Source organism: Cupriavidus sp. 86D6 (genome assembly GCF_057815095.1).
Window position 1 is genome coordinate 97,967 of the sequence record NZ_JBYPSB010000007.1, and the last position, 24,002, is coordinate 121,968.

20 protein-coding genes are annotated in these 24,002 nt (G+C 66.8%); 6 read left to right on the plus strand and 14 right to left on the minus strand.

Features of this window, described 5'->3' with window-relative positions; genetic code table 11:
• Nucleotides 1-7: 7 nt before the first annotated feature.
• On the minus strand, nucleotides 8-1,045 hold the full coding sequence (locus AC3G88_RS18155) for an ABC transporter substrate-binding protein (protein ID WP_488772278.1): 1,038 nt from the start codon (nucleotides 1,043-1,045) through the stop codon (nucleotides 8-10).
• Nucleotides 1,046-1,118: 73 nt separating this feature from the next.
• Nucleotides 1,119-1,799 carry a hypothetical protein gene (locus tag AC3G88_RS18160; RefSeq protein ID WP_488772279.1) on the minus strand — a complete coding sequence of 227 codons (681 nt, stop codon included), beginning with the start codon at nucleotides 1,797-1,799 and terminating at the stop codon, nucleotides 1,119-1,121.
• A gap of 350 nt (nucleotides 1,800-2,149) precedes the next feature.
• Between AC3G88_RS18160 and AC3G88_RS18165 the strand changes: the two genes are divergently transcribed.
• The 5 genes from AC3G88_RS18165 to AC3G88_RS18185 all read left to right on the plus strand — a co-directional run bounded on the left by AC3G88_RS18165 (nucleotide 2,150) and on the right by AC3G88_RS18185 (nucleotide 6,902).
• Complete coding sequence (locus AC3G88_RS18165) at nucleotides 2,150-3,367, plus strand: NAD(P)/FAD-dependent oxidoreductase (RefSeq protein WP_488772280.1); 1,218 nt, start codon at nucleotides 2,150-2,152, stop codon at nucleotides 3,365-3,367.
• A gap of 83 nt (nucleotides 3,368-3,450) precedes the next feature.
• Entirely contained in the window at nucleotides 3,451-4,710 is a 1,260-nt protein-coding gene (locus tag AC3G88_RS18170) for a flavin-dependent oxidoreductase (RefSeq protein WP_488893754.1), read from the plus strand.
• A 49-nt stretch (nucleotides 4,711-4,759) separates the two neighbouring features.
• Nucleotides 4,760-5,911, plus strand: a complete 1,152-nt coding sequence (locus tag AC3G88_RS18175) for an ABC transporter substrate-binding protein (RefSeq protein WP_488772282.1) — start codon at nucleotides 4,760-4,762, stop codon at nucleotides 5,909-5,911.
• Complete coding sequence (locus AC3G88_RS18180; protein WP_488893755.1) at nucleotides 5,908-6,402, plus strand: DUF3237 domain-containing protein; 495 nt, start codon at nucleotides 5,908-5,910, stop codon at nucleotides 6,400-6,402. Before AC3G88_RS18175 ends, AC3G88_RS18180 begins: the two co-directional genes overlap by 4 nt.
• Nucleotides 6,403-6,404: 2 nt before the next feature.
• Nucleotides 6,405-6,902, plus strand: a complete 498-nt coding sequence (locus AC3G88_RS18185; RefSeq protein WP_488772284.1) for a MarR family winged helix-turn-helix transcriptional regulator — start codon at nucleotides 6,405-6,407, stop codon at nucleotides 6,900-6,902.
• Nucleotides 6,903-6,921: 19 nt separating this feature from the next.
• On the opposite strand, the gene paoC is transcribed toward AC3G88_RS18185, so the two are convergent.
• The 11 genes from paoC to AC3G88_RS18240 form a co-directional block, all read right to left on the minus strand.
• Complete coding sequence (paoC, locus tag AC3G88_RS18190; protein WP_488893756.1) at nucleotides 6,922-9,114, minus strand: aldehyde oxidoreductase molybdenum-binding subunit PaoC; 2,193 nt, start codon at nucleotides 9,112-9,114, stop codon at nucleotides 6,922-6,924.
• Complete coding sequence (locus AC3G88_RS18195; RefSeq protein WP_488772286.1) at nucleotides 9,111-10,070, minus strand: FAD binding domain-containing protein; 960 nt, start codon at nucleotides 10,068-10,070, stop codon at nucleotides 9,111-9,113. Before AC3G88_RS18195 ends, paoC begins: the two co-directional genes overlap by 4 nt.
• Nucleotides 10,067-10,723 (minus strand): aldehyde dehydrogenase iron-sulfur subunit PaoA, encoded by a 657-nt coding sequence (paoA, locus tag AC3G88_RS18200; protein WP_488772287.1) that lies wholly within the window; start codon nucleotides 10,721-10,723, stop codon nucleotides 10,067-10,069. Before paoA ends, AC3G88_RS18195 begins: the two co-directional genes overlap by 4 nt.
• A 289-nt stretch (nucleotides 10,724-11,012) precedes the next feature.
• Nucleotides 11,013-11,471, minus strand: a complete 459-nt coding sequence (locus AC3G88_RS18205; protein ID WP_400394026.1) for a flagellar protein FlhE — start codon at nucleotides 11,469-11,471, stop codon at nucleotides 11,013-11,015.
• The gene (locus tag AC3G88_RS18210; RefSeq protein ID WP_092598868.1) at nucleotides 11,471-12,187 is read right to left on the minus strand and encodes an RNA polymerase sigma factor FliA; all 717 of its coding nucleotides are present in this window, start codon (nucleotides 12,185-12,187) and stop codon (nucleotides 11,471-11,473) included. Before AC3G88_RS18210 ends, AC3G88_RS18205 begins: the two co-directional genes overlap by 1 nt.
• Nucleotides 12,188-12,297: 110 nt before the next feature.
• The gene (locus AC3G88_RS18215; RefSeq protein WP_488772288.1) at nucleotides 12,298-13,107 is read right to left on the minus strand and encodes a MinD/ParA family ATP-binding protein; all 810 of its coding nucleotides are present in this window, start codon (nucleotides 13,105-13,107) and stop codon (nucleotides 12,298-12,300) included.
• A gap of 12 nt (nucleotides 13,108-13,119) precedes the next feature.
• Nucleotides 13,120-15,693 (minus strand): flagellar biosynthesis GTPase FlhF, encoded by a 2,574-nt coding sequence (gene flhF, locus AC3G88_RS18220; protein WP_488772289.1) that lies wholly within the window; start codon nucleotides 15,691-15,693, stop codon nucleotides 13,120-13,122.
• A 10-nt stretch (nucleotides 15,694-15,703) separates the two neighbouring features.
• Entirely contained in the window at nucleotides 15,704-17,791 is a 2,088-nt protein-coding gene (gene flhA / locus AC3G88_RS18225; protein ID WP_153950071.1) for a flagellar biosynthesis protein FlhA, read from the minus strand.
• Nucleotides 17,788-18,933 carry a flagellar biosynthesis protein FlhB gene (flhB, locus tag AC3G88_RS18230; protein WP_488772290.1) on the minus strand — a complete coding sequence of 382 codons (1,146 nt, stop codon included), beginning with the start codon at nucleotides 18,931-18,933 and terminating at the stop codon, nucleotides 17,788-17,790. The genes flhA and flhB overlap by 4 nt, the downstream gene beginning before the upstream one ends.
• 398 nt (nucleotides 18,934-19,331) lie before the next feature.
• Nucleotides 19,332-20,501 carry a hypothetical protein gene (locus AC3G88_RS18235; protein ID WP_488772291.1) on the minus strand — a complete coding sequence of 390 codons (1,170 nt, stop codon included), beginning with the start codon at nucleotides 20,499-20,501 and terminating at the stop codon, nucleotides 19,332-19,334.
• A gap of 97 nt (nucleotides 20,502-20,598) precedes the next feature.
• The gene (locus AC3G88_RS18240) at nucleotides 20,599-21,309 is read right to left on the minus strand and encodes a YceH family protein (protein ID WP_488772292.1); all 711 of its coding nucleotides are present in this window, start codon (nucleotides 21,307-21,309) and stop codon (nucleotides 20,599-20,601) included.
• A gap of 305 nt (nucleotides 21,310-21,614) precedes the next feature.
• On the opposite strand from AC3G88_RS18240, the gene AC3G88_RS18245 reads away from it, so the two are divergent.
• On the plus strand, nucleotides 21,615-22,565 hold the full coding sequence (locus AC3G88_RS18245) for an ABC transporter substrate-binding protein (protein WP_488772294.1): 951 nt from the start codon (nucleotides 21,615-21,617) through the stop codon (nucleotides 22,563-22,565).
• On the opposite strand, the gene AC3G88_RS18250 is transcribed toward AC3G88_RS18245, so the two are convergent.
• Nucleotides 22,555-23,913, minus strand: coding sequence for a M20/M25/M40 family metallo-hydrolase (locus AC3G88_RS18250; RefSeq protein WP_488772295.1), 1,359 nt, complete (start codon nucleotides 23,911-23,913; stop codon nucleotides 22,555-22,557). The genes AC3G88_RS18245 and AC3G88_RS18250 overlap by 11 nt on opposite strands.
• Nucleotides 23,914-24,002 lie beyond the last annotated feature (89 nt).

Genomic DNA, 24,002 nt, shown 5'->3' on the forward strand with positions numbered 1-24,002 from the left:
CTCCGCGTCAGGCCTTGAGCTTGCGATCCGCCGCCGACGGCAGGAACTGATCGGTCCAGATGTCGCTGACGGTCATGCCCGGCTTGATGCCGAACGCACCCACGGTCTCGTCCACCGTGGCCTGCAGCCGCGACTGCGTGGCCGCGCCCCATCCGTCGCGCAACGTATCGGGGGTCCGCATTGCACCCTCGACGATCAGCTTCAGCCGCTCGAACTCCAGCGTCTGGTCGGCCAGCGGCTCACGGGCCTTGACGGCCGCCGCGCCGGCCTTCGGGTCCGCCATGGCTTCGATCCAGCCGCGCGTCGACGCCTTCACGAATGCCTTCATGGCCTCTGGCTGCTCGGCCATGCTCTTGCGATTGGCCACCAGACCGTTGCCATACGATTTCATGCCGTAGTCCGAAAAGCGGAACACCGTCAGCTTCTCGGGCCCCATGCCACGCGCCTTCAGGTTGAGCAGGCCCGTAAAGTAGAAGTAGGCGGCGGCGTCGAAATCACCCTTCACAAAGCGCGTGTCGCCAATATCCGGGGTGACGCTTTCCCACTTGACCGTCGACGGATCGAAGCCCTGCGCCTTGGCGAACACCGGAAACAGCTTGCGCGACGCATTGAACGGCTGGCCGAGAATGGACTTTCCCGCCAAGTCGCCCGGCTTAACGATGCCGCCGCCCTTGCGCACGATCACCGCGTTCGGGTTCAGGTCGTACTGGATGGCCACCGCCTTCAGGGCGGAGGCCGGGTTGGCCGCGTTGAATTCGATGATCGCCGCCAGGTCGGCCGACGCGCAGTCGTAGGCACCGCCGGCCACCAGGCTGATGGCCGAAGCCGATCCGTTGCCGGTATCGATCACGACATCCAGCCCGGCGTCCTTGTAGTAGCCCCGCTGCAGCGCCAGCAGGAATCCCGCGCCGGAGGCTTCCACCTTCCAGCCAAGGTTGAACTTGAACTTCTGCAGCGACCCGGTGGCGCGCACGATGGCCGGCGCGGCGAACAGCGAGGAAATGGCGGTGGCGCCAGTGGCGCGCAGGAAGGAACGACGGCGCATGGAGAGCTCCGGAAACAGATGTGTGGGCACATTGGCGAGCAATTTCCGGGCGGCGCGCGGCCGCTGAACGCTTCTACTCTCCGCTGTCCTGTCGAGCACGTTCCGTGCCATCCGTATTCACGCATTTGGCGCGCAGATTGCACCGGGATGCGCCCATGCGTAGGCCGGCATGCGCCGGGACGGCGCACAGCGCCGCCTGCAAGGCCTTCCACTGCCACCAGACAAGTGGAACCCGATTGAACATGGCCACCCAGGACCCAATGCCGCCATGAATCCACTGAAGGAGCTCCATCCCGTCCTGATGAATTGCCTCCGGGCTGCCTTCGATCCATAGCAGGGGTTCGTGGTGGAACGTGCGATTGCGCAGATGACGTATCCGGTTGACGATCCCCGAGATGGTGGCGCGCTTGCGTCGCGCTTTCGGACAGTGCGGAAAGGCCTTGCGAATTCGCGGCCACAGACTTGCATGGAATTCGGCGTTGAACAAAGTCGACCAGAACCCAAATGTCAGCTCGGCGACAATCTTGTCAGGAGTCGGCACCTCGTTCCTGATGGTCAATTTGCGACGCGCCTGTGATATGTACTTGAGTTGCTGTTGAAACTGCAAATCCTCCCGCCAGCATTCCCACCAGTCATCACGACGATGATGCTGGCAAAGCTGCCTGTGCACGGCGTTACGCAGCGCGATCTCGAATGTGCTCAGGAATGGTGTCAGTGCCTCAGACAGCAACAGATTGAGATGGTAGGCGGCCATGGCGAATCTCTCGTTGCCATGACATCTTGCCTTGTACCGTCCCACCCTCGCGGCGGAAAAGATGCTCTCCAGTTCAGTCCACTCCACTGTCAACCTCGTCGTCAGCCAGTACAAGCCATTGAATCATCGACAACGATTGAAATCCATGAGACAGCGGCGCATAATTGCCCCGCTGCCCTAATCTGTCCACTCCCGGATGTCCATGCCGGTGATGACTCTAGGTCCGATCGGCCCGCCTCGCGCGGGCCAACTTATTTGCGCGGAAGCGTCGTGCCTCGAGCAATGGTCGCGGCTCCGCAATGGCTTCACCGGTTCGGCGCCCTCCGCAACCTTTGCGTACCATGTCCGCCATGACTACCCCCGCCCCCACCCCTTCCGCCCCGCGCATCGCGGTCATTGGCGCCGGCATCGTCGGCAGTTGCATCGCGCTGACGCTGCGCAAGCGTGGCGCCACGGTGACGCTGATTGACCGGGAGGGGCCGGCCAGTGGTTGCAGCTTTGGCAACTCGGGGGCGATCAGCGTCAGTTCCATCGCGCCGCTGGCCATGCCCGGCGTGCTGGCGTCGGTGCCGAAGATGCTCGCCGATCCGGACAGCCCGCTGCGTCTGCCGCTCAGCTATCTGCCTGCCGCCATGCCATGGCTCACCCGCTTCGTACTGTCTGCCACCCCGCAGCGGGTCGAACGCGCCGCCGCCGCGCTGGCGGCGCTGCATGCGGGGGCTGTGGACAAGCACGAGGCGCTGGCACGCGACATCGGCGTGCCCGAGCTGTTCATGCGCCGCGGCCACTTGCACCTGTATCCCGGCGCCACGGCGCTGCAGGCCGATGGCGCGGCATGGCAACTGCGGCAGCGGTTCGGCTTCCGCTTCGAGACCCTCGATCGCGCCGGCATCGACGCGCTGGAGCCCGGCGTCGCGGCGCGCTATCAGGCGGCGATCTACCTGCCCGATCACGGCACGATCCTGAACCCGGCGCGCTATACCCGTGCGATTGCCGATGCGTTCGTGTCGCGCGGCGGCCAGCTGTTGCGTGACGATATCCAGCGGATAACCTCGGGCGCCGATGGCTGGACGCTGCATGGGGCCAACGGCACGCATGCCGCCGACCACGTGGTGGTGGCGGCCGGCGCCTGGTCGCGTTGCCTGCTCGATCCGCTCGGCGTGCGGCTGCAACTCGAAAGTCAGCGCGGCTACCACGTGCAGTTCACCGGCATGCGCGACGTGGTGACGCGCACGGTTGTGCTGACTGACCACAAGATCTTCGTCACGCCAATGGAAGACGGGCTTCGCGTCGGCGGCACCGTCGAGATCGCGGGCTTGAAGCGGCCGCCCGATCCGCGCCGTGCCGCCAGCCTCGAACGGATTGCACGACAGACCTTCCAGGGCCTGGCGGACTGCCCCGTGACCACCTGGATGGGGCATCGCCCCTGCATGCCCGACTCGGTGCCAGTGGTGGGCCAGGCCGCCGGCCACCGGGGCTTGTGGCTTGCCGTCGGCCACGGCCATCTGGGGCTGACCGACTCCATCCCCACTGCCGAACGCATTGCCGACGCATTGCTTGCCATGTGAAGCTCAGGGAAATCGCTAGATTCGGCCGCCGCGAACTCGTTATACAGTAGAACAATCCGGCCGCGGCGCCGGGGAGGAAACACATGAAGATCGCGATCGCCGGCGGTGGTATCGGCGGGCTCACGCTTGCCCTGCTCTGTCATCAGCAGGGGCTCGATGTCGAAGTCTGGGAGGCCAGCGAACAACTGCGGCCGCTGGGTGTCGGCATCAATCTGCTGCCGCATGCGGTGCGCGAGCTGTCGGCCGTGGGCTTGCAGGATGACCTGGCGCGCATCGCTATCGAGACCTCTTCACTGTCCTACTACAACAAGCACGGCCAGCCAATCTGGCATGAGCTGCGCGGGCGCGCCGCTGGCTACGACTGGCCGCAGTTTTCCGTACATCGCGGCGAGTTCCAGATGCTGCTGTACCAGACCGCGCTGGCCCGTCTTGGCGCCGCTCGCGTCCACACCGGCCACGCGCTGGAATCGATTACCAGCCCTGGCGGCAATGGCGAGCCGGCACGCTTTACGCTCCGGCGCCGCAGCGACGATGCCCTGGTTGAAGCCAGCGCCGACGTGCTGGTAGGCGCCGACGGCATCCATTCCGCCGTGCGCCGCCATTTCTACGCGACCGGCGATGCCCCACGGTTCTCGCGCCGTCTGCTGTGGCGTGCCACCACCGACGCCGCGCCCTATCTCGACGGCCGCTCGATGTTCATGGCCGGTCATCAGGACCAGAAGTTCGTGGCCTATCCGATCTCCGAGCCGCTACGCGCCCAGGGCCGGTCACGCATCAACTGGATTGCCGAACTGCGCGTACCCGACGACTATCCGGACACCCCACCGCGCAGCGACTGGAACCGCCAGGTCGACAAGTCGGTCTTCCGGGCGGCGTTCGAGCATTGGCGCTGGGACTGGATCGACATCCCCGCGCTGATCGACGGCGCCCAAGCCATCTATGAATTTCCGATGGTCGACAAGGACCCCTTGCCGCGCTGGACGTTCGGCCGCGTCACGCTGCTGGGCGACGCGGCGCACCCGATGTATCCGATCGGTTCGAACGGCAGCGCGCAAGCCATTGTGGATGCGCGCTACCTGACCGACTGCCTGCTGGCGGAGCCCGACCTCGACTACGCGCTGCGCGAGTACGAGGCCGAGCGGCTGCCGCGCACGGCCGGCATCGTGTTGCGCAACCGCATGAACGGGCCCGAGCAGGTCATGCAGCTGGCCGAAGTCCGTGCGCCGCAAGGCTTCGCCCGCATCGACGATGTGATACCGCGCAGCGAACTCGAAGCCATTTCCCAACGCTACAAGACACTGGCCGGCTTCGGGCAGCAGCAGCTGCAGGCCCGAAAGCCATAAGCCATAAGCCCTAAGACTTCAACAGAACAAGACCGCAGGAGACCCCGCCATGCCCCAGTTCCGTATGCCTCGCGCCGGCCTTGCGCTGGGCGCCCTTGCCCTCGTCCTGGGCGCCGGCGCCGCGCAGGCCGACGTGACCGTTGGTGTCAGCATCGCGTCCACAGGGCCGTCGGCGTCGCTCGGCATTCCGCAGAAAAACACCATGCCGTTCCTGCCAACGTCGATTGCCGGCGAGACAATCCACTACATCGTCATGGACGACGGATCGGACCCGACACAGGGCACCAAGATCGCCCGTCGCTTTGTCACGGAAGACAAGGTCGACATCATTCTGGGGTCGTCCGCCGTGGCGCCTTCGATTGCGATCTCCGAAGTGGCCGATGAAAGCCAGACCGTGCAACTGGCGTTCTCGCCGATCGAACTGAAGCCGGGCCGGGGTGCATGGACGTATCGGCTGGCACAGCCGGTGCGGCTGATGGCTGATGCGGTGGCTGGCGCCGCCAAGGCGAACGGCGTGAAGACGGTCGCATTCATCGGCTTTGCCGATGCCTACGGCGAGACCTGGCTCAAGGAGTTCACCTCGGCCGCGCAGGCCAACGGCATTCGCGTGATCGCCACCGAACGCTATGCCCGTTCCGATACCAGCGTCACGGCCCAGGCGCTGAAGCTGATTGCCGCCCGTGCCGACGCCGTGCTGATTGCCGGGGCCGGCACCGGCGCCGCGCTGCCGCACACCACCTTGCGCGAGCGCGGCTATACCGGGCCGATCTACCAGACCCACGGTGCGGCCACGCGCGACCTGATCCGGATCGGCGGCAAGGCCGTGAACGGCGCGATCCTGCCGGCCGGGCCGGTCATCGTGGCTGAACAGTTGCCGGCGTCCAGCCCCGTCAAGAAGCCCGCCATGGATTACGTGACGCGCTACGAAAAGCAGTATGGCCCCGACACCCGCACGCAGTTCGGTGCGCATCCCTATGATGCCGGCCTGGTTCTGCAGCGCATCGTGCCGGTCGCGCTGAAGAAGGCCAAGCCCGGCACGCCGGCGTTTCGCAAGGCGCTCAAGGACGCCCTGGAAAGCGAGCGCGACATCGTGGTATCCCACGGCGTGCTGAACTACACCGCCGAGGACCACTTCGGATTCGACCAGCGCGGCCGCGTGCTGCTCACCATCGACAACGGCAACTGGAAGCTCGTCAAATGATTTCCGCCTCCCCGGCCATTGCACTGCCCACACTGGAACCCATTGCCGACTTCAGCCTGCAGGTGGCGGCCCCCACCGAGGTGGGCGTCACGGCGCTGGGCCAGCGGCGCGTGATCCCGATCCTGTCGGGCACGGTGCGCGGGCCGCGCCTGAACGGGCGCATCCTGCCCGGCGGTGCCGACTTCCAGCTGATCCGTCATGACGACGGCAGCGACGTCACCACCGCCGACATCGAAGCGCGATACGTGCTGGAAACCGACGACGCCGCACGCATCTACATCGTCAATGCCGGCGTGCGCACTGGTAGTGCCCACGTGATCGCGCGGCTCAACCGGGGGGAGCAGGTGGACCCGTCCGAGATCTACTTCCGCACCGCACCGCGCTTCGAAACGGCCGCGCCACAGTATCGCTGGCTGATGCAGCACCTGTTCGTAGCGGCCGGCGCACGTTACCCGGATCGCGTCGAGCTGCGTTATTTCCTGGTCAACTAGGCATGGCGCCACCCCGCAAACCGCGCGACACGCTCGCGCCCGACCCCAACGGCAGCCACTTTGAACCGCACCTGCCAAATGTCGACTATGGCGTGCTCGACTCGCTGATCGGATACGCGATTCGTCGGGCGCAGATTCGCGTGTACGAAGACTTCGTGGCATCGCTGGCCGCGTGGAACATCACGCCACCGCGTTTTTCGGCGCTGCAGATCATCGCGCGCAATCCCGACCTTAAGCTCACCGAGCTGGCCCGGATCCTGGGCATTGCGCGTTCCGGCGCCGTGTTGCTGGTGGACACGCTGGAGTCGATGGAACTGGTGAAGCGGTTGCCGTCGCCCACCGACCGGCGCGCGTTCGGCCTGGTGCTGACCGAGGCCGGCCGCAACACGCTGAAGGAGGCCACCGCCGCCGTATGCGCGCACGACGCGCGCATGGCGGCGGGGTTGTCCGATACAGAACAGACCGTGCTGAAGGGGTTGCTGGAGAAGCTCGGACGGTAACTGCCTGGGGTCGCTACCCTCAGGCCACCACCGGCATGCCCGCCAGCAGCTTGTCCAGCGTTGCCGGATAGTCGCGCACGCGCACGCCGGTGGCGTGATACACGGCATTCAGCACCGCAGCCGCCACGCCGCAGATCCCCAGTTCGCCCACGCCCTTGGCCTTCATCGGCGACGAGATCGGATCGGTCTCGTCGAGGAAGATCACCTCCTGGTGCGGGATGTCGGCGTGTACCGGCACCTCGTAGCCAGCCAGGTCGTGATTGGCGAAGAAGCCCACGCGCTTGTCGACGTGCAGGGCCTCCATCAGCGCCGCGCCCACGCCCATCGTCATCGCCCCGATCACCTGGCTGCGCGCCGACTTCGGATTCAGGATCCGCCCAGCCGAGCACACGGCCAGCATCCGCTGGACGCGCACTTCCGCCGTGGCCAGGTCCACGGCCACTTCCACGAAGTGACCGCCGAAGGTGGACTGCTGGTATTTCTTGTCGAGTTCGCCGAACTCGATCGAGTCCTCGACCGACGCGCCCGCGAACTGCGCCAGCGGCACGCTGCGTCCGCCGCCGCGCACCTGGCCCTCCTCGAATACCGCGTCTTCGGCCTTCAGGCCGGCGCGTTCGGCAATGGTCTGGCGCAGCTTCGCGCAGGCCGCGTAGACACCGGAGGTGGAACTGTTGCCGCCCCACTGGCCGCCCGAGCCGGACGACACCGGGAAGGCCGAATCGCCCAGCCGCACCACCACGCGGTCGAGCGGCACGCCCATCATTTCCGCAGCGGTCTGCGCGATGATCGTGTAGCTGCCGGTGCCGATATCGGTCATGTCGGTTTCCACCACGACCATCCCGCTCGAATCGATGCCGACCCGCGCGCCCGACTTGGTCACCAGGTTGTTCCGGAATGCGGATGCCATGCCCATGCCGATCAGCCATTGGCCTTCGCGCATCGACCCCGGCTGCGGGTTGCGACGGCTCCAGCCAAAACGTTCCGCCCCCAGGCGCAGGCATTCCACGAAGTGGCGCTGCGAGAACGGCCGCTCAGGCTTTTCCGGGTCCACCTGCGTGTCGTTGAGGATGCGGAACTGCACCGGGTCCATGCCCAGCTTCACGGCCATCTCGTCGATGGCGATTTCCAGCGCCATCAGGCCCGGTGCCTCGCCTGGCGCGCGCATGGCATTGCCTTCGGGCAGGTCCAGCGTTGCGAGCTGCATCGATGTCATGCGGTTGGCGCCGGCATAGAGCAGGCGCGTCTGCATCACGGCGGACTCGGGCTGGCCGCCTTCGAGATCGCCAGACCAGCTCTCGTGGCCAATGGCCGTGATCCTGCCGTCGCGGCTCGCACCGATGCGGATGCGCTGGATCGTCGCGGGCCGGTGGGTGGTGTTGTTCGGTATCTGCGGCCGCGTCAGCGCCACCTTGACCGGCCGGTGTACGGCGCGCGCGCCCAGCACGGCCAGCAGCGATTCGGCGCGCAGGAACAGCTTGCCGCCGAAGCCGCCGCCAATGAACGGCGAGACGATGCGCACCTTTTCCTTCGGGATGCCCAGCGTGGTCGCCATATCTTCGTGGGCCCACGCCACCATCTGGTTCGATGTCCACACCGTGACCTCGTCGCCGGACCAGGCCGCCATCGACGCATGCGGCTCCATCATGCAGTGCGACTGATCGGGCGTGGTGTAGCGGGCATCCAGCTGCACGGGGGCCGCGGCAAAGGCGCCAGCGAAATCGCCCACGGACGTATCGGGAATCGCGTCCTTCTTCGGCTTGCTGTCAAAGCAGCACGCGGCCTCCAGGTCGAAGCGGCCCTTCTCCTGGGCGTAGTCCACGCGAATCAACTGCGCAGCGGCGCGGGCCTGCTCGAACGTGTCGGCCACCACCAGCGCAATGGCCTGGTGATAGTGCTGGATCTCGGGGCCGCCCAGCAGTTTGGCGGTATTGCGCTTGGCCTTGCCCAGCTTGCCGGCGTTCTGCGCGGTTACGATGGCCAGCACGCCCGGCGCGCGGCGCGCATCGTCCAGATGCATGGCCCGGATGCGCCCCTTGCCGATGCCGGCGCCCACGATGTAGCCATAGGCGGGGTTCGGCGCCACGTCATGCCATTCGTAGGCATAGGTGGCCGTGCCCGTGGTTTTACGCGCGCCGTCGATACGGTCCACCGCCTGGCCGACCACGCGGCCCGTGTCGATGGGATTGGTAGTGGCGGGTGTGTCGAATTTCATGGCTTGGCCCCGTTTGCCTGCGTGATCACGGCGGCCAGCGTGCGCCGCACCAGTTGCACCTTGAACGCGTTGTCGGGCTGCGGCGACGCACCGTCCAGCAGCCGTTGCGTCACGGCCGTGGGGCCATGCGGCAATTCCGCATCGGCGGCGTCCGTGCGCCACGGCTTGTGGGCCACGCCGCCGAGCGCCACGCGCCCGGTACCGTCCGGCTGCAGGATGGCGGCCACCGAGACCAGCGCGAACGCGTACGAGGCCCGGTCGCGCACCTTGCGATAAAGCTGCGAGCCGCCCACCGGCGGCGGCAGTGTCACCGCGGTAATCAGCTCGCCCGGTTCCAGCGCCGTTTCGATGTGCGGCGTATTGCCCGGCAGACGGTGGAAATCGGCGATCGGGATCACGCGCTGCTGCCCGCCGGGGCGTACCGTCTCCACGCTGGCATCGAGCACGCGCATGGCCACTGCCATATCGCTGGGATGCGTGGCGATGCACGCGTTGCTTCCGCCGATCACGGCCAGCTGACGGCTGAAGCCGCCAATCGCCGCGCAGCCGCTGCCCGGCTGGCGTTTGTTGCAGGGCTGGGCCGTGTCGTAGAAGTAGGGACAGCGCGTGCGCTGCAGCAGGTTGCCCGCCGTGGTGGCGCGATTGCGCAACTGGCCCGATGCGCCCGCCAGCAGCGCGCGCGACAGTACGCCGTAATCGCGCCGCACGCGTGGATCGGCGGCCAGGTCGGTATTGCGCACCAGCGCACCGATACGCAGGCCGCCTTGCTGCGATGGCTCGATCTTGTCCAGCGCCAGGCCGTTCACGTCGATCAGATGGGTTGGCGATTCGATGCCAAGCTTCATCAGGTCGAGCAGGTTGGTGCCACCGGCGATAAAGCGGGCACCGGGTGTCTTCATGGCAGCCCCCGCCGCGTCCGCGGGCGTGGCCACGCGCTCGTAGGTGAACGGGTTCATGTCTGGCTCCCCGCGACCTCGGTGATGGCGTCGAGGATATTCGAGTACGCGCCGCAGCGGCAGATATTGCCGCTCATCCGCTCCCGGATCTCGCCGGGCGACAGCTGCGGCCGCGTGTTCAGGTCCGGCGTGACGTGGCTCGGGATGCCGGCGCGCACCTCGTCGAGCACGGCAACGGCCGAACAGATCTGGCCCGGCGTGCAATAGCCGCACTGGTAGCCGTCATGCTTGACGAAGGCCACCTGCATCGGATGCATGTTGTTCGGCGTGCCGAGTCCTTCCACGGTGGTGATTCTGGCACCCTCGTGCATGACGGCGAGGGTCAGGCAGGAATTGAGGCGCCGGCCGTCGACGATCACCGTGCAGGCGCCGCACTGGCCGTGGTCGCAGCCCTTCTTGGTGCCGGACAGGTGCAGATGCTCGCGCAGCGCGTCGAGCAACGTGGTGCGCGTGTCCAGCGTCAGCGAGCGCGGTTGCCCGTTGACGACAAATGATACGTTCGAAGCCACCGGCTTGAGGGCGCCGGGGCTGACCCGCGATGGCGGCGCGGTGGCGGTGGCGGCACCGGCAGGCAAGGCGGCGGCGCTCACCGACGCCGCGCCTGCCATCACGAATTCCCGCCGCGAAAGCTTGATGTCGCTGAAATCTTCCATGTCGTTGGATCCTTCCTGGCTGACAGATGACGGACAGAGGACGGCAACGTGGCGAGACTTGCACGTAGGAATTACATGGCGCCAGCGGGCATGGCAGACACAATGCCGCCGGGGATATGCGCGGGAATACCGCGCAGGGGACGAATGTAGCGCTTGCCGCACGTTGCTTGGGCGGAAAGGCGCAGGAAGCGTGCCACCGGCCGCGCGGGGACAGCGGCGGGGGTGGGAATGCGGGGGGTTCGCCGGAAGTATCGGCGTGGATCTGCGGGCCCGGGACAGGCCGTGGCGCTCAACGGTAGCTGACGGTCACCTCGTTGCTGCGGCCCTGGAGCATTGGCGTGAGTCCGCCCTGGCCCGGTACGCGATAGGCAAAGACGAAGCCCTTGGTGGCATCGTCGCCGACGAAGGCATCGGTCTTGCCCTCGGCGCCCGCCAGCAGCACGCAACGGTCGGCATTGCACAGGTATGCCTGCAGGTCGACGGGCGGGGTGCGCGTGAAGCTGTAGCGCCAGCGCACCGATGTGATGCGGCCCATGGCCTGCGGCATCGTGGCCAGCGGCACCACGGGCGAGGACAGCGCACGCTGGCCCTTGTTCGTGATCTGCGGCCCCACTGACGATGCCGTCCACGCAAAGCGCGAGCCGGTCAGTTCATAGGTGGCCTTCGTAAAGACCGGCGCATAGGTCTGCGCATGGGCTGCCGCCGGACCCATCGCGCACACCACGGCCAGGACCAGGGCGCGCCGCATCACAGCATCCCGCGCAGCTGGGTGCGCAGGCGCCCGATGGCCTGGCTGCGGATCTGGCACACGCGCGATTCGGTCACTTCCAGCACCGCGCCGATCTCGCGCAGGTTCAGTTCCTGGTCGTAGCACAGCGACAGCACCAGCTTTTCGCGCTCGGGCAGCTTGTCGATGGCTCGGATCAGCGCCTCGCGCATGCCCGATTCCATCAGCACGGTCAGCGGGTTGCCGTCGTCGGTGACACCCAGGTGGCGATCGAGGAAGTCTTCCTCGCCCGAGCGTTCGAAATCTTCATAGTGCAGCAGCTGGCAGCCATAGACCTCGTTCAGCAGCTCCTGGTATTCCTCGAGCGGCATCTCCAGTTCCTTGGCCACCTCGGAATCGATCGGCGTGCGGCCAAGCTTCTGTTCCAGCTGGCGCTGCGTGCGCTCGATCTTGCGGGTGAACTGGCGCAGGCTGCGCGATTGCCAATCGTTGGCACGCACCTCGTCGAGCATGGCGCCGCGAATGCGCTGGCTTGCGTAGGTCTCGAACCGGGCGCCATGGTTGTCTTCATACCGTTTGGCGGCGTCGAGAAGGCCGATCATGCCGGCCTGTATCAGGTCGTCGATCTGTACGCTGGCGGGCAGCTTGGCCGCCAGCTGCAGCGCGATGCGCCGCACCAGTGGCGCGTGTGACTTGACCACGTCGGCCTGCTCGAGCTTTCCCTGAATCGTATACATGGTGGAACTCTCGTTAAATGCTTACTGTTTGTGCCAGCGCCGGAGAGGCTGAAAATCGGCGGCTGGCAGGCTGAGTTTCCGGTCTTGTCGAGACTTCTTGTTCTTCGCGTTCATGCGGCAACGGCCGAGGCCATTCCCAGGGGCGATGCTTCGTGACGCAACGGCCATGCGCCGATACCGCTGGCGATGTGCCGCAATGCACCGGTGGCCGCAGCGGCGGGATACGCCTCCACCACGCACCGCCCAAGCTGGAGCGCACGCGCCACCAGCGGATCCATCGGCAGGTACCCTGCCAGGCTGGCCTCCACGCCCAGGTACTGGCTCGCCGTGCGGGCCAGGTTGCGCGCGAGCGCCGTGACCGTCCCCTCGGCGGCCGCCAGATTGACGACCAGCTGGAAGTGACGACATGCGTATTCGTGGTGCAGCCGCTTGATGCATGCATAGGCCGCGGTGATCGACGTGGCCTCCGGGCGCATGACGATCACGAAGTTGTGGGCCATGCCCGCCAGCGGCGACAGTGCGCCGGTGATGTCGCGGCGGGTGTCGATCAGCATCGAGCGCACGTCAGGCAGTCGCGCCGCCAGCGCGCGCTCGTCGGGACGAACGGTCATCGCGCCTGCCTGCAGCACGGCAATGCCGCTGGCTCCGCGCGTGCCGGCCGCGGCGGCCAGCGGCGCGCGGCCATCGAGCACATCGGCCAGCGTGGCCGCCGGCGCAGCGCCGGCAAGCCGCATCGCCCGGGCGCCGTACATGTCTTCGTCCGCCAGCAGCACGCGCTCGCCCTGCATCGACAGCGCGTTGGCCAGGCCCAGCGCCACCGTGGTGGTGCCGACGCCCTGTTCCGCCCCTACCACGGCGATCCGCCGCGTCACGCGCGGTGCCAGCAGGCGGCGCAGGCTTTCGGCCTGATCGGTGGCCATCGTGTTCAATCCTTACTCCCCGGCGGCCGCAAGCTGCGGCGTGGCGTCGATGGCATCCAGCGCGTCCATGGCTGCCATGGCGTGCGTGGCCGACGCGGCCGGCTCCGGCGCGTCTGCCATGGGCGGTACAGGCGCCGCCATGCCGCGGCCCGGATAGTTTTCAAGTACGTCGAGCAGTGCCAGCAAGCGGCCCATGCCTTCGTTGAGCACTGCACCCGGCACCGGCGCATTGACGCGTGCCGAAGCCCGGCCAGCCAGGCGGGACAGAAATGCCGGGGCCGTAGGCGTGGGCGTGTGTTGCAGGCGCAGCGCGGTCAGGCCCAGCTGCACCGCCACCATGCCGGCGCACAGCGACGCGTCAGCATCGCCTTCCTGTGCAAAGTGCTCGATGGCGTGGCGCAGCGTGCGGAACTGTTCTTCGGCGGCAACCGTCCAGTGCAACCAGCGTGCGACTTGCGCGGCATCGTCGGCAAGCGCGGGATCGCACAGCACATATTCGACGGACAGCGTGTCGCCGGTTTCGTGGTCGATCATGCGCGACACCACCAGGCAGGCCTCGATGCCGGCCTCGGCGGCGTTGCCGCGGCCACGCGCGGCGGTGCGCACCTGGCCTTCGGGAATGCGGACCGGGCAGTGTGCCAGCCAGTGGGCGGCGGCGCGGTCGCGGCAGGTCACATCGCCCACGGCATGGAACGTCAGCGTGTCGGCAACGGTGTCGAGCTTGTTGGCCAGGCCCTCTGCGATCACCCGCGTGGTCTTGCGCGTGCCGGCGATCCAGCGTTCGCCCAGTTGCTGCCAGCGTGCCAGCGTGGCCGGGCTCGGCAGTGACGTATTCAGGTTGACCACGGTCCGGGCGGCGGCCAGCGTGGCGCGCACGGTGGCGGCTTCGGCATCGGCCTCGGCTTCGGCCAGCGACTGGCGGGCGCGGCCCGCCGGCACTACGGTGCTGGCCAGCGGCATGCCGTCACGGTCGGCCAGCCACAGCGTGTGTTGCATCATCTGCGGCGCGCGGCGGCCCTGCACGGTCTGTGCCACGCTCTGCGTGATGGCCAGCACATAGCGATCGCACGCACGGCTGGCGTCGCGGCACATGGCCAGGCGCACTTGCTGCACCATCGGGCGCAGCGCCGACACACCGGCCGAGCGATGCTGCCAGAGCTGGCGGGCCACGTCGAAGCCGTACCGTGCCGCGTTGAGTTCGTCGACACACACCCCCACCGCGTTGGCGCTGTCGGTCAGCGAGCGCAGCATGTCGTCCGCGCCACTACGTTCGGCCTTGACCGGCGCGGCGGCCTCGGCGCTGCCCGCCTGGCGGCGCGCCACGTCCGCGTCATTGAACAGCGAGCCACGGCGCGGCGTCAGGAAGGCGCGCTCGACCAGCGCGCCGGCCTGTGCCAGTTCCAGGTGTTCCGGCACGCGCTGGCCGGTGGACGCATAAAACACGGGCAGGCGATGGCGGATCACCACGTCCAGCACCGATCCCAGGTGCGTGGCTTCGTCGAGCTTGCTGATGATGCAGCCGTCGATGCCGCCGGCGGCGCCCGCGGCGTCGTTGCGATAGGCGTGCACCACCTCGTTGAGCGTGTCGCCGTGGGCCGCGCCGTTGAGCAGCAGCACGCGCTGCATCGGCGCCTGCACGCCAGCCAGCATGCCGATCTGGTCCGACAGGCTGCGGTCGCGCTGGCTCATGCCGACGGTGTCGATGATGACCAGGTGCTTGTCCTTCATGGCCGACAGCGCAAAGCGCAGATCGGCGGCGTCCTTCACCGCATGCACGGGCACGCCCAGGATGTCACCGTAGATGCGCAACTGCTCATGGGCGCCGATCCGGAAACGGTCGGTCGTCAGCAGCGCCAGGCTTTGCGGCCCGTGGCGCAGCACAAAGCGCGCGGCCAGCTTGGCGGTGGTGGTGGTCTTGCCCACACCGGTCGGGCCGATCAGCGCCAGCACGCCGCCCTGGGCGAACAGCGAATCCTCGTCGGTCAGCACCGGCACCTTGCTGGCCAGCTCCTGGCGGATCCAGGCCATGGCCGCCGGGCGATCGGTGCCGACCGGCAGGCGCGACAGCAACGTGCGCGACAGCTGGCCCGAAAAGCCAGCATTGACCATCCACTCGAACAGCGATTCACGCAGCGGGTCGCCGGCTGCCACGCCGTTCGTACCTTGCGACAGCCCAGCGAACTGGCGTTCCAGCATCGACCGCATCGACGCCAGCTCACCGCGCAGGTCGCCCAGCATCGCCTGTTCCTGGCCGATGCCGGCGGGCAAGGCCGATGGTGCGGACGGTGCCGGGATCGCGCCCAGCGGCAGGAACGGCTCGGGGCTGGCCGGATGCAGGTCATGCAGCGACTGGAGCATCGGCAGCGGGGACGGCGACGACAGCGAAGGCGGCAGCGCCGGCGCGGACGGCTGGTACATCTGCGCGCCAGCACTCACAGCGCCCAGGTCCGCGTCGCGCATCGCCACGATTTCCACGCCGCCCTCGATGGAGCGGTTGGAGAGCACCACGGCGTCGGGCCCCATGGCCTCGCGCACCTTGCGCATCGCTTCGCGGCCGTTGGCCGCCACAAACTTTGCCACGCTCATTGTTCAGTCCTCACGCTGCGCCGCCGATCATGGCGGTGATGCGAATGTTGCGGTTGTCCGGTACTTCGGCGTGCGACAGCACCTTCAGCTGCGGCAGCGTGCGGCGCAGGAAGCGCGCCATCAGCGGCCGCATCGGGGGCGGCACCAGCAGCACCGGGTCCAGACCCAGCTGTTCCTGGCGTACCACGGCGCCCTGTGCCTGCTGCAGCAGCGCATCGGCCAGACCCGGCTCGATGCCGCCGCCATTGGCCAGCGCCTGCGTCAGCACACGCTCCAGGCCGGCGTCCAGGCCGATCACCTGCATGTCTGCGTTGTTGGGGAACAGCTGCTGCGTGATCGCGCGGCCCAGCGACACGCGCACCAGCGTGGTCAGCTCGGCCGGATCGTTGATCTTCGGGGCGTTGTCGGCCACCACATCCAGGATGGTGCGCATGTCGCGGATGGCCACACCTTCGTCCAGCAGGTTCTGCAGCACCTTCTGCAGGCCGGTCAGCGAGATGGTCTTCGGCACCAGATCCTCGGTCAGCTTCGGGGCTTCCTTGGTGATGCGGTCCAGCAGCGCCTGCACTTCCTGACGTCCCAGCAGTTCCGATGCATGCATCTGGATCAGGTGATTCAGGTGCGTGGCCACCACGGTGCTGGCATCCACCACCGTGTAGCCGTAGGCCTGCGCCTGTTCCTTGAGCGCGGCATCGATCCACACGGCCGGCAGGCCGAAGGCGGGGTCGCGCGTGGCGGCGCCCGGCAGCGTGCCGCTGACCTGGCCCGGGTTGATGGCCATCCACTGACCCGGATTGGCCTCGCCACTGCCGATCTCCACGCCCTTGAGCGTGATGCGGTATGCGTTCGGCTTCAGTTCGAGGTTGTCCCGGATATGCACCACCGGCACCAGGAAGCCGATGTCCTGCGCCATCTTCTTGCGGATGCTCTTGATGCGGCCCAGCAGTTCGCCGTTCTGCGCGCGATCCACCAGCGTGATCAGGCGGTAACCCACTTCCATGCCCAGCGGATCGACCATCGTCACGTCTTCCCACGTGGCTTCGGCCACTTCGGCCTGTACGGCCGGGCTGCGCTCTTCCTGGGCCTTGGTCTCGGTGGCCTTGACCGCGCGGCGCATCTGATAGCGGCCGAACCAGATCAGGCCGCCGGCGAGCAGCAGGAAGGCAAAGTGCGGCATGCCCGGGATCAGGCCCATCGTGCCGATGATGGCGGCGGTGATGAACATCACGCGCGGGTTCGAGAAAAGCTGGCCGGTCAGCTGCTGGCCGACGTCCTGCTCGTTCGACACGCGCGACACGATCACACCGGCAGCCGTGGAGATGACCAGCGCCGGGATCTGCGCCACCAGGCCGTCACCGATCGTCAGCAGCGTGTAGTTGTGAACGGCCGTGCCGAAGTCCAGGTCGTGCTGCACCATGCCCACGACCATGCCGGCCGCCACGTTGATGAACATGATCAGCAGGCCGGCGATGGCATCGCCACGCACGAACTTCGACGCACCGTCCATGGCACCGTAGAAGTCCGATTCCTGCGCCACTTCGGCGCGGCGCTTGCGGGCGCCTTCCTCGTTGATCAGGCCGGCGTTCAGGTCGGCGTCGATGGCCATCTGCTTGCCGGGCATGGCATCGAGCATGAAGCGCGCGCCAACTTCGGCGATACGGCCCGCACCCTTGGTGATCACCATGAAGTTGATCACGACCAGGATCGCGAACACCACGATACCGACCGCGAAGTTGCCCCCCACCAGGAAGTGGCCGAAGGCCTCGATCACCTTGCCGGCGGCATCGGGGCCGGTATGGCCTTCGAGCAGCACCACGCGGGTGGACGCCACGTTCAGCGACAGGCGCAGCAGCGTGGAGAACAGCAGCACGGCCGGGAAGGCGGCAAAGTCCAGCGGGCGCTGGGTATACATGCCCACCAGCAGCACCATGATCGACAGCGCGATGTTGAAGGTGAACAGCAGGTCCAGGATGAACGCCGGCAGCGGCAGGATCATCATGCCGAGGATCATGACGATCAGCAGCGGGCCAGCCAGCGCCTTCATCTGGGCGCCACCCCGCAGTGCGGGCATGTTGAAAAGGTTGGTCAGTGCGTTCATGCGCGGCTTTCCGGTACGGCAAGTTCATCCGGCACGAGCAGTTCGGTCGGCGAATCGGGCTGCGGACCGTAGCTGTAGTGCCAGTTCTTCAATTGATAAACCCAGGCCAGGACCTCGGCCACGGCGGTATACAGGCCCGCAGGGATTTCGTGGCCCAGTTCCACGTGACGGTGCAGCGCCCGCGCCAGCGGCGGGGCGGACAGCACCGGCACGCGATGCTCGTTGGCCAGCTCGCGAATGCGAGCAGCCACTTCGTCGGCGCCCTTTGCCACGACGCGCGGCGCGTTCCAGCGCGCGCCTTCGTCGTATTTCAGTGCCACGGCGAAGTGGGTGGGGTTGGTCACCACCACGTCGGCCTTGGGCACCTCGGACATCATCCGGCGCCGCGCAATGGCCCGCTGCTGCTGGCGGATACGGGCCTTGATGTGCGGATCGCCATCGGTTTCCTTCATCTCCTGCTTAACCTCTTCCTTGGTCATGCGGAGCTTCTTGTAAAACGTCCAGAGTTGCCACGGCGTGTCGAGCGCCGCCACCAGCAGCAGCGACCCGGCCACCATGCCGCACACGTACAGCACCATCTCTATCATGTGCAGGAGCGCCTCGTGGACCGGCGCATTCATCAGCGCGATGGCTTCGGGCAGCATGTGCCAGACCATCCATGCGCCCACGCAGCCCACCAGCAGCGACTTGGCGATGGCCTTGATCAGTTCCACGAGCGTGTGCGACGAGAACATGCGGCCCAGGCCCTGCAACGGCGACAGGCGCGAGAAATCGGGCGAGAACGACTTGGTCGAAAAGCTCCATCCCCCCAACGCCAGCGGAGCGATCAGGGCCGCCACGCCAAACATCAGCAGCAGCGGAAAAAACGCCAGCAGGCTGTCCCAGATCGCCATGCCGAACTGCGACAGCATGCGATTGGTGTCGAAGGCCGTGGCCGGCTCGAAGGCCAGCGTGGCTTGCATGACCGCATTCAGCTTGCGGCCCAGCGTGCCGCCCATGACGTACAGGCCCAGCACGCCCGTCATCAGCATCACGAACGTACCGAGCTCGCGCGAACGCACCACCTGCCCCTCCTCGCGCGCCTTTTCAAGGCGCCGGGGTGAGGCGGGTTCGGTTTTCTCGAGATCGCTTTCCTCGGACATGAATGCTCCAGTGCAAAGCGCGCGGGCGGCACTTCGTCACCGAGGATTATCAAATCCCGGGGGGCAAGGCATTGGGGGGAAAAGGCGGGGAAACAGGTGCCTGTTTCAGGAATGAGGGGGGCAGCGGAAATAACGGCCCGGGCGATGGCGATCTTTAGGGCCGGAACGCCAAATTGTGCCGATCTCGCCCGGTTCGGACGGGATCGGCCCCGATGATGTCACAGATCGCCCGTGTCATCCATGCCTGGCGGCGGCCGCCGACGGCCATGTGCCTGTATACATACAGCTGGCCGACCTTGTTGCCAGGAGTGGGCAGGCCGTCATTCCCAAACCTTCGGGAGGTGAAGTGCTCTAATAGCTACATATAGTGGCTAATTATCTGGAGAGATCAACGCAGCCTAGAAGGTCTCGGGCAAATACTCGGCATAGCGGTGTCGCAGCCAGGCCAATCCCTCGTCGCGCGGGACCGTATGGTTCAGTTTGGCGCGAAAAGCCTCAAGCCGAACCCGAGAGGCGTTCAGAATGCCCGCCCAGGTAGCCAGCCCGATTCGCAAGGTTGGATCTTCGTGAAAGCAGCCGAACGCGCCGGTCGGGTGTCGCAAGGTCCGCGCGGCGGCGGGAGTCAGTTCATTTGACACTGCCAGGAAAGTCCAGTGGGTATGCCGGGTGTCGAACCGCTCGTCGGATGCCACGGCCATGGCGTAGCTTTCGATCTGCGCTTTCGCCGCAAGATCGATGTTCTTCATCGGACGCTTGAGCTCGACAACCAGAAACTCGCGGCTCGCGCTTGCGTACGACGGTATTTCTCGGCCGAGCACGAAATCGATAAAGCCCTTCCGTCCATCGTCCCGGACCACGGTCTGTTGATACCAGCCCTTGCCCATGTCCAGCTTCTTGACATGCTTGCGCAGTACCGTGCTCAGGCTCTCGCCGTCACTCGTGAGCCGGAATTCTTCCCCGAACACCCAGGTTTCATTGGCCAGCATGCGATGAAGTTCGCCGCGCTCCTTGAAGCCGCGTTTGCTCCCGATATCGAATAACAGTTCCTCCAGCCCTGTGAGAAAGCGAAGACGCTCCGTCACCATCGTGCTGCATTCGATGACCGAAGACAGCGACGCCAGCTCAAGCAGCCCCTGCAGTTCCTCCGCCTTGTCCGCCGGCAGCCTCAGGACTTCCGTCAGCAGATACCGCAGGGTCGACGGGCTGTCTTCGAGCGTGGCCTTGAGCATGCCCAGGGTAAAGCGGCGGTCTTGCTGACTGCCCGAGCGAAAGACTTCCAGATGCTCGTGGATGCCCAGTGCGCAGATGTCGAACCGCTCGCGGCGCGCCACTTCGATGGCGTCCTCGGCAATGCCCTCGAACGGATAGACGCCCTCGCTCTTCCAGAGCTGGATCAGTGCGCCGGCATCTTCCGCCCGCTGGCGACGGTGCCGCGCCTGCAGCGATTCCCGCGCCGACCTGACCACACGCTGCAGGGCCGGGTCGATGCGTTCATCCAGCGCCTGCGCAGTGTCGATACCCGCGATCGGCATCCGGACAGTCGTGGAACCGAGATTCCGCATTTCCATCGTGACCTCCTTCGCTTGAACACGCGAAGAAGGCTAACACCGCATCACCCCCGGTGGCGCCTTTGGACACACGTTGTGACACCGTTTCAGATTCGTCTCAATCCAGTCTGCCGGGCTCGACTTCGATGCCGAGCTGGCCGGCCATTTCAACCACCAGCGCCTGCAGCCGTGACACCTTGTCTTCGAGCGCGCGATGGCTGATGCGCAGGGCCTCGAATTCCGATGGCGACGCCGTGGTTTCCGCGCCGGCGCGCGTCGACGCCGTGGCCGGCTCCGGCATGGCGACTTCACCGCAGAGCAGGTGCATCCAGCGGCTTTCGCGCTCGCCGGGCGCGCGGGGCAGCTTCACGACAAGCGCCGGCGAGCGTTCGACCAGTTCGTCCAGAAAGGCCTCTACCGAGGAAATGTCCGCGAAGGCATGCAGCCGTGCCGAATTCAGGCGCAGTTCGGCAGCCGTTTGCGGACCGCGCAGCATCAGCGTGGACAGCAGCGCAGCCGACTGGCTCGGCACGCCCAGCACCTTGCCCAGGTTCTGTTCGAAGCGCGGCACGCGGCTGCTGCTGCCCTCGAAGACCAGGCTCAACGACTTCAGGCCATCGATCGCGGTCAGGATCTCGGCCTCCGTCACGCTCATCACAGGCGAGCGCGCGGTCTTCTGGTTACAGCCAGATGCCAGCGCGTTCAGCGACAGCGGGTAAGTGTCGGGCACGGTGAACTGCTTTTCCAGCAATACGGCTACCACGCGCGCCTCGATCGGTGTGAGCGTGCGCAAGGCGGGACGCGAGGGAATGTCGGGGGTCTGGTCCATGGATGACATCGGCAGTTTGGGGGGCCCGAAGGGCCAAGGCGCCCATTGAAGCGCAAGGGCGGCGGCGATGCAACCTCCCAGGGGCAAGCTGTGCCGGCAAGTCCTCAGTGCGGCCCGCATGGGGTTTGACGGGCCGCAAGGCTGGCCGATCATCGCTGAATTCGTGGGCTGCCTGCCTGACATCCCGCCCTCCTGCGGAGCGCGCCGCCGCCGCGCAGAGCATAAGAAACCGCGAAATCATTCGTTGGTGCGCAACGGGGGCAGGCGTACGGTCTGGCTTTCCGCCACCCATTTCGTACGCACGCATGTCCAGCTCCCGCCGCCACTTCCTGCACGCCGCCAGCGCCGGCACCTTGTCCGCCCTGCTGCCCGCTGCCGCGCGGGCTCAATCCCGCCCGGTGTTGAAGGCCGGCGACCAGAAGGGCGGCCTGCGCGCGCTGCTGGAGTCGGCCGACGCGCTCAAGGGGCTGGCCTACGACATCCAGTGGACCGAATTCCCGGCTGCGGCGCCGCTGGCGGAGGCGCTCAATGCAGGCGCCGTGGACAGCGGGCCCATCGGCGATGCGCCCGCCATCTTCGCGCTGGCCGCCGGTACGCGCATCCGTCTGATTGGCGCCAACCGTTCCGACCCCTACGGCACCGCCGTACTGGTGCGGCCCGATTCGCCGCTGAAGAGCGCGGCCGACCTCAAGGGCAAGCGCATCGGCACCAATCGCGGATCGATTGGCCATTTCGTCGCGCTCAAGGCGCTGGCATCGGCCGGCCTGAAACCCGAGGATGCCGATTTCCGCTTCCTGCCGCCCGCAGACGCCAAGCTGGCCCTGACCAACGGCTCGGTCGATGCGTGGTCCACCTGGGAGCCCTATACGGCCATGGCCGAAACCAGCGGCCATGCGCGCGTGCTGGTGAGCGGACGGGGGCTGTGGTCGGGCCTGAGCTATCTTGCGGCAACCGACGCCGCGCTGGCCAGCAAGCGGGCCGTGCTGGCCGACTTCCTGCAGCGCGTGGTGCGCGCCCAGGTCTGGTCCTATCAGCACGTGGCCGAGTACTCGGCCACGCTGGCGCGCATCATCGGCATTCCGCCCGAAGCGGCGCGGCTGCAGTTCGAGCGCCGCCGCACCCAGTGGCAGCCCATCGACGCGGACCTGGTGGCCATCCAGCAGCAGACCGCCGACTTCTACCTGAAGGCGGGGCTGCTCAAGCAGCGGCTGGACGTGGCCACCACGTTCGATCGCGGTTTCGCGCTCAGCGCGTAGCCGCCGGCCTGGCTGGCCGCTTTGCCAGCAGCGGTTCGCCGACGCCATCCACCCCCACCAGACCCAGCACCGTGGTCAGGCCCCATTGCGCGCCTTCATGGGCATTGGTGGGGTCGAACCACTCGTCGCGCGAATGCGATCCACCCGACTTGCCGCCGCTGCCGATGATGATGGCCGGAATGCCCAGCGCCATCGGCACGTTGGCGTCGGTGCTGCCGCCGCGCAGCGACGGCGCTTCCTTGCCGTGCGCCTTGATCACGCGCACGGCCGACTGCACTATCACCGAGTCGGTAGGCGTGATGCCGGCGGGCCGGTCGCCGATCATGCGGGCCTGGTAGGTGATTTCCTGTCCCTTGGCCGGCTTCCAGCGCGCATTCTCGTCCGCCACGCCCGCGGCGATGGCTTCCATGATGTGCTTCTCGGTTTCCAGCAGCGACGGCGTGCCGTTCGAGCGGATATCGATCGCCATGCGCGCGTCGCCGGCAATCGCGTTCACCGACGTACCGCCGCCGACCGTGCCCACGGTGAACGTGGTCTTGGGGTCGGCGGGCGTTTGCACGTCGCCGATCTTGCCGATGGCGCGGCCCATCGCATGGATCGCGCTGGGCAGGCCGAAGGCCCCGAAGCTGTGGCCGCCCGGGCCCTTGAACGTCACTTCATAGCGATGGCTGCCGGTGCCCTGCGTCAGCACGCGTTCGCCGGTACCGGGCTCGATGCCGACCATGCCGTCGATATCGGGGTGATCGCGGAACACCGCCTTCATGCCGCGAAGATTGCCCAGTTCCTCTTCGCCGACGTTGCCGACGAACACCAGGTCGCCTACGGTACGCACCTTGTTCTCATTGAGCACCTTGAGCCATGACAGCAGGACGGCCAGCCCGCGCGTGTCGTCGCCGATGCCCGGCGCGTACAGCTTGCCGTCACGCGACTTCACCGTGACGTCGGTGCCTTCCGGAAAGACGGTATCGAGGTGGGCCGAAATCAGCAGCCGGGGGCCGTTGCCGGTGCCCTCGCGGATGCCGATGGCATTGCCTTCGGCATCGATATGCGCATCGGTCAGGCCCAGTGCCTTGAGCCGCGACACGAAATACTCGGCGCGCGCCTTTTCCTTGAAGGGCGGCGCCGGGATCTCGGTCATGGTCTTGAGTTCCGCCAGCGCCCGCGCGTCGTCGGCGCGCACGTCGGCCATCAGCTTCTGGTAAAGCGGCGTGGCTTCCAGCCGGGCATAGGCACTGTCAACGGTGGGGGAAACCTGCGGGACGGTCAGCGTCTGACCCTGGGCGATGCCGGCGAATGCGGAAACTGCGGCGGCAACGGAAACTGCAACGACGGTACGGCGAGCATGCATGGGGGCGATCCTCTGGCAGTAGGAAACCGTGGTTGCCCACGATTGTGCCAGCGAATGCGCCGCCATGTGACGAAAAACGCGCGTACGGC

Bases quoted from the DNA above. Each gene is read 5' to 3' on its own strand.
- AC3G88_RS18155 (WP_488772278.1), bottom strand. From the start codon at position 1,045: ATGCGCCGTCGTTCCTTCCTGCGCGCCACTGGCGCCACCGCCATTTCC.
- AC3G88_RS18160 (WP_488772279.1), bottom strand. From the start codon at position 1,799: ATGGCCGCCTACCATCTCAATCTGTTGCTGTCTGAGGCACTGACACCA.
- AC3G88_RS18165 (WP_488772280.1), top strand. From the start codon at position 2,150: ATGACTACCCCCGCCCCCACCCCTTCCGCCCCGCGCATCGCGGTCATT.
- AC3G88_RS18170 (WP_488893754.1), top strand. From the start codon at position 3,451: ATGAAGATCGCGATCGCCGGCGGTGGTATCGGCGGGCTCACGCTTGCC.
- AC3G88_RS18175 (WP_488772282.1), top strand. From the start codon at position 4,760: ATGCCCCAGTTCCGTATGCCTCGCGCCGGCCTTGCGCTGGGCGCCCTT.
- AC3G88_RS18180 (WP_488893755.1), top strand. From the start codon at position 5,908: ATGATTTCCGCCTCCCCGGCCATTGCACTGCCCACACTGGAACCCATT.
- AC3G88_RS18185 (WP_488772284.1), top strand. From the start codon at position 6,405: ATGGCGCCACCCCGCAAACCGCGCGACACGCTCGCGCCCGACCCCAAC.
- paoC (WP_488893756.1), bottom strand. From the start codon at position 9,114: ATGAAATTCGACACACCCGCCACTACCAATCCCATCGACACGGGCCGC.
- AC3G88_RS18195 (WP_488772286.1), bottom strand. From the start codon at position 10,070: ATGAACCCGTTCACCTACGAGCGCGTGGCCACGCCCGCGGACGCGGCG.
- paoA (WP_488772287.1), bottom strand. From the start codon at position 10,723: ATGGAAGATTTCAGCGACATCAAGCTTTCGCGGCGGGAATTCGTGATG.
- AC3G88_RS18205 (WP_400394026.1), bottom strand. From the start codon at position 11,471: ATGCGGCGCGCCCTGGTCCTGGCCGTGGTGTGCGCGATGGGTCCGGCG.
- AC3G88_RS18210 (WP_092598868.1), bottom strand. From the start codon at position 12,187: ATGTATACGATTCAGGGAAAGCTCGAGCAGGCCGACGTGGTCAAGTCA.
- AC3G88_RS18215 (WP_488772288.1), bottom strand. From the start codon at position 13,107: ATGGCCACCGATCAGGCCGAAAGCCTGCGCCGCCTGCTGGCACCGCGC.
- flhF (WP_488772289.1), bottom strand. From the start codon at position 15,693: ATGAGCGTGGCAAAGTTTGTGGCGGCCAACGGCCGCGAAGCGATGCGC.
- flhA (WP_153950071.1), bottom strand. From the start codon at position 17,791: ATGAACGCACTGACCAACCTTTTCAACATGCCCGCACTGCGGGGTGGC.
- flhB (WP_488772290.1), bottom strand. From the start codon at position 18,933: ATGTCCGAGGAAAGCGATCTCGAGAAAACCGAACCCGCCTCACCCCGG.
- AC3G88_RS18235 (WP_488772291.1), bottom strand. From the start codon at position 20,501: ATGGAAATGCGGAATCTCGGTTCCACGACTGTCCGGATGCCGATCGCG.
- AC3G88_RS18240 (WP_488772292.1), bottom strand. From the start codon at position 21,309: ATGGACCAGACCCCCGACATTCCCTCGCGTCCCGCCTTGCGCACGCTC.
- AC3G88_RS18245 (WP_488772294.1), top strand. From the start codon at position 21,615: ATGTCCAGCTCCCGCCGCCACTTCCTGCACGCCGCCAGCGCCGGCACC.
- AC3G88_RS18250 (WP_488772295.1), bottom strand. From the start codon at position 23,913: ATGCATGCTCGCCGTACCGTCGTTGCAGTTTCCGTTGCCGCCGCAGTT.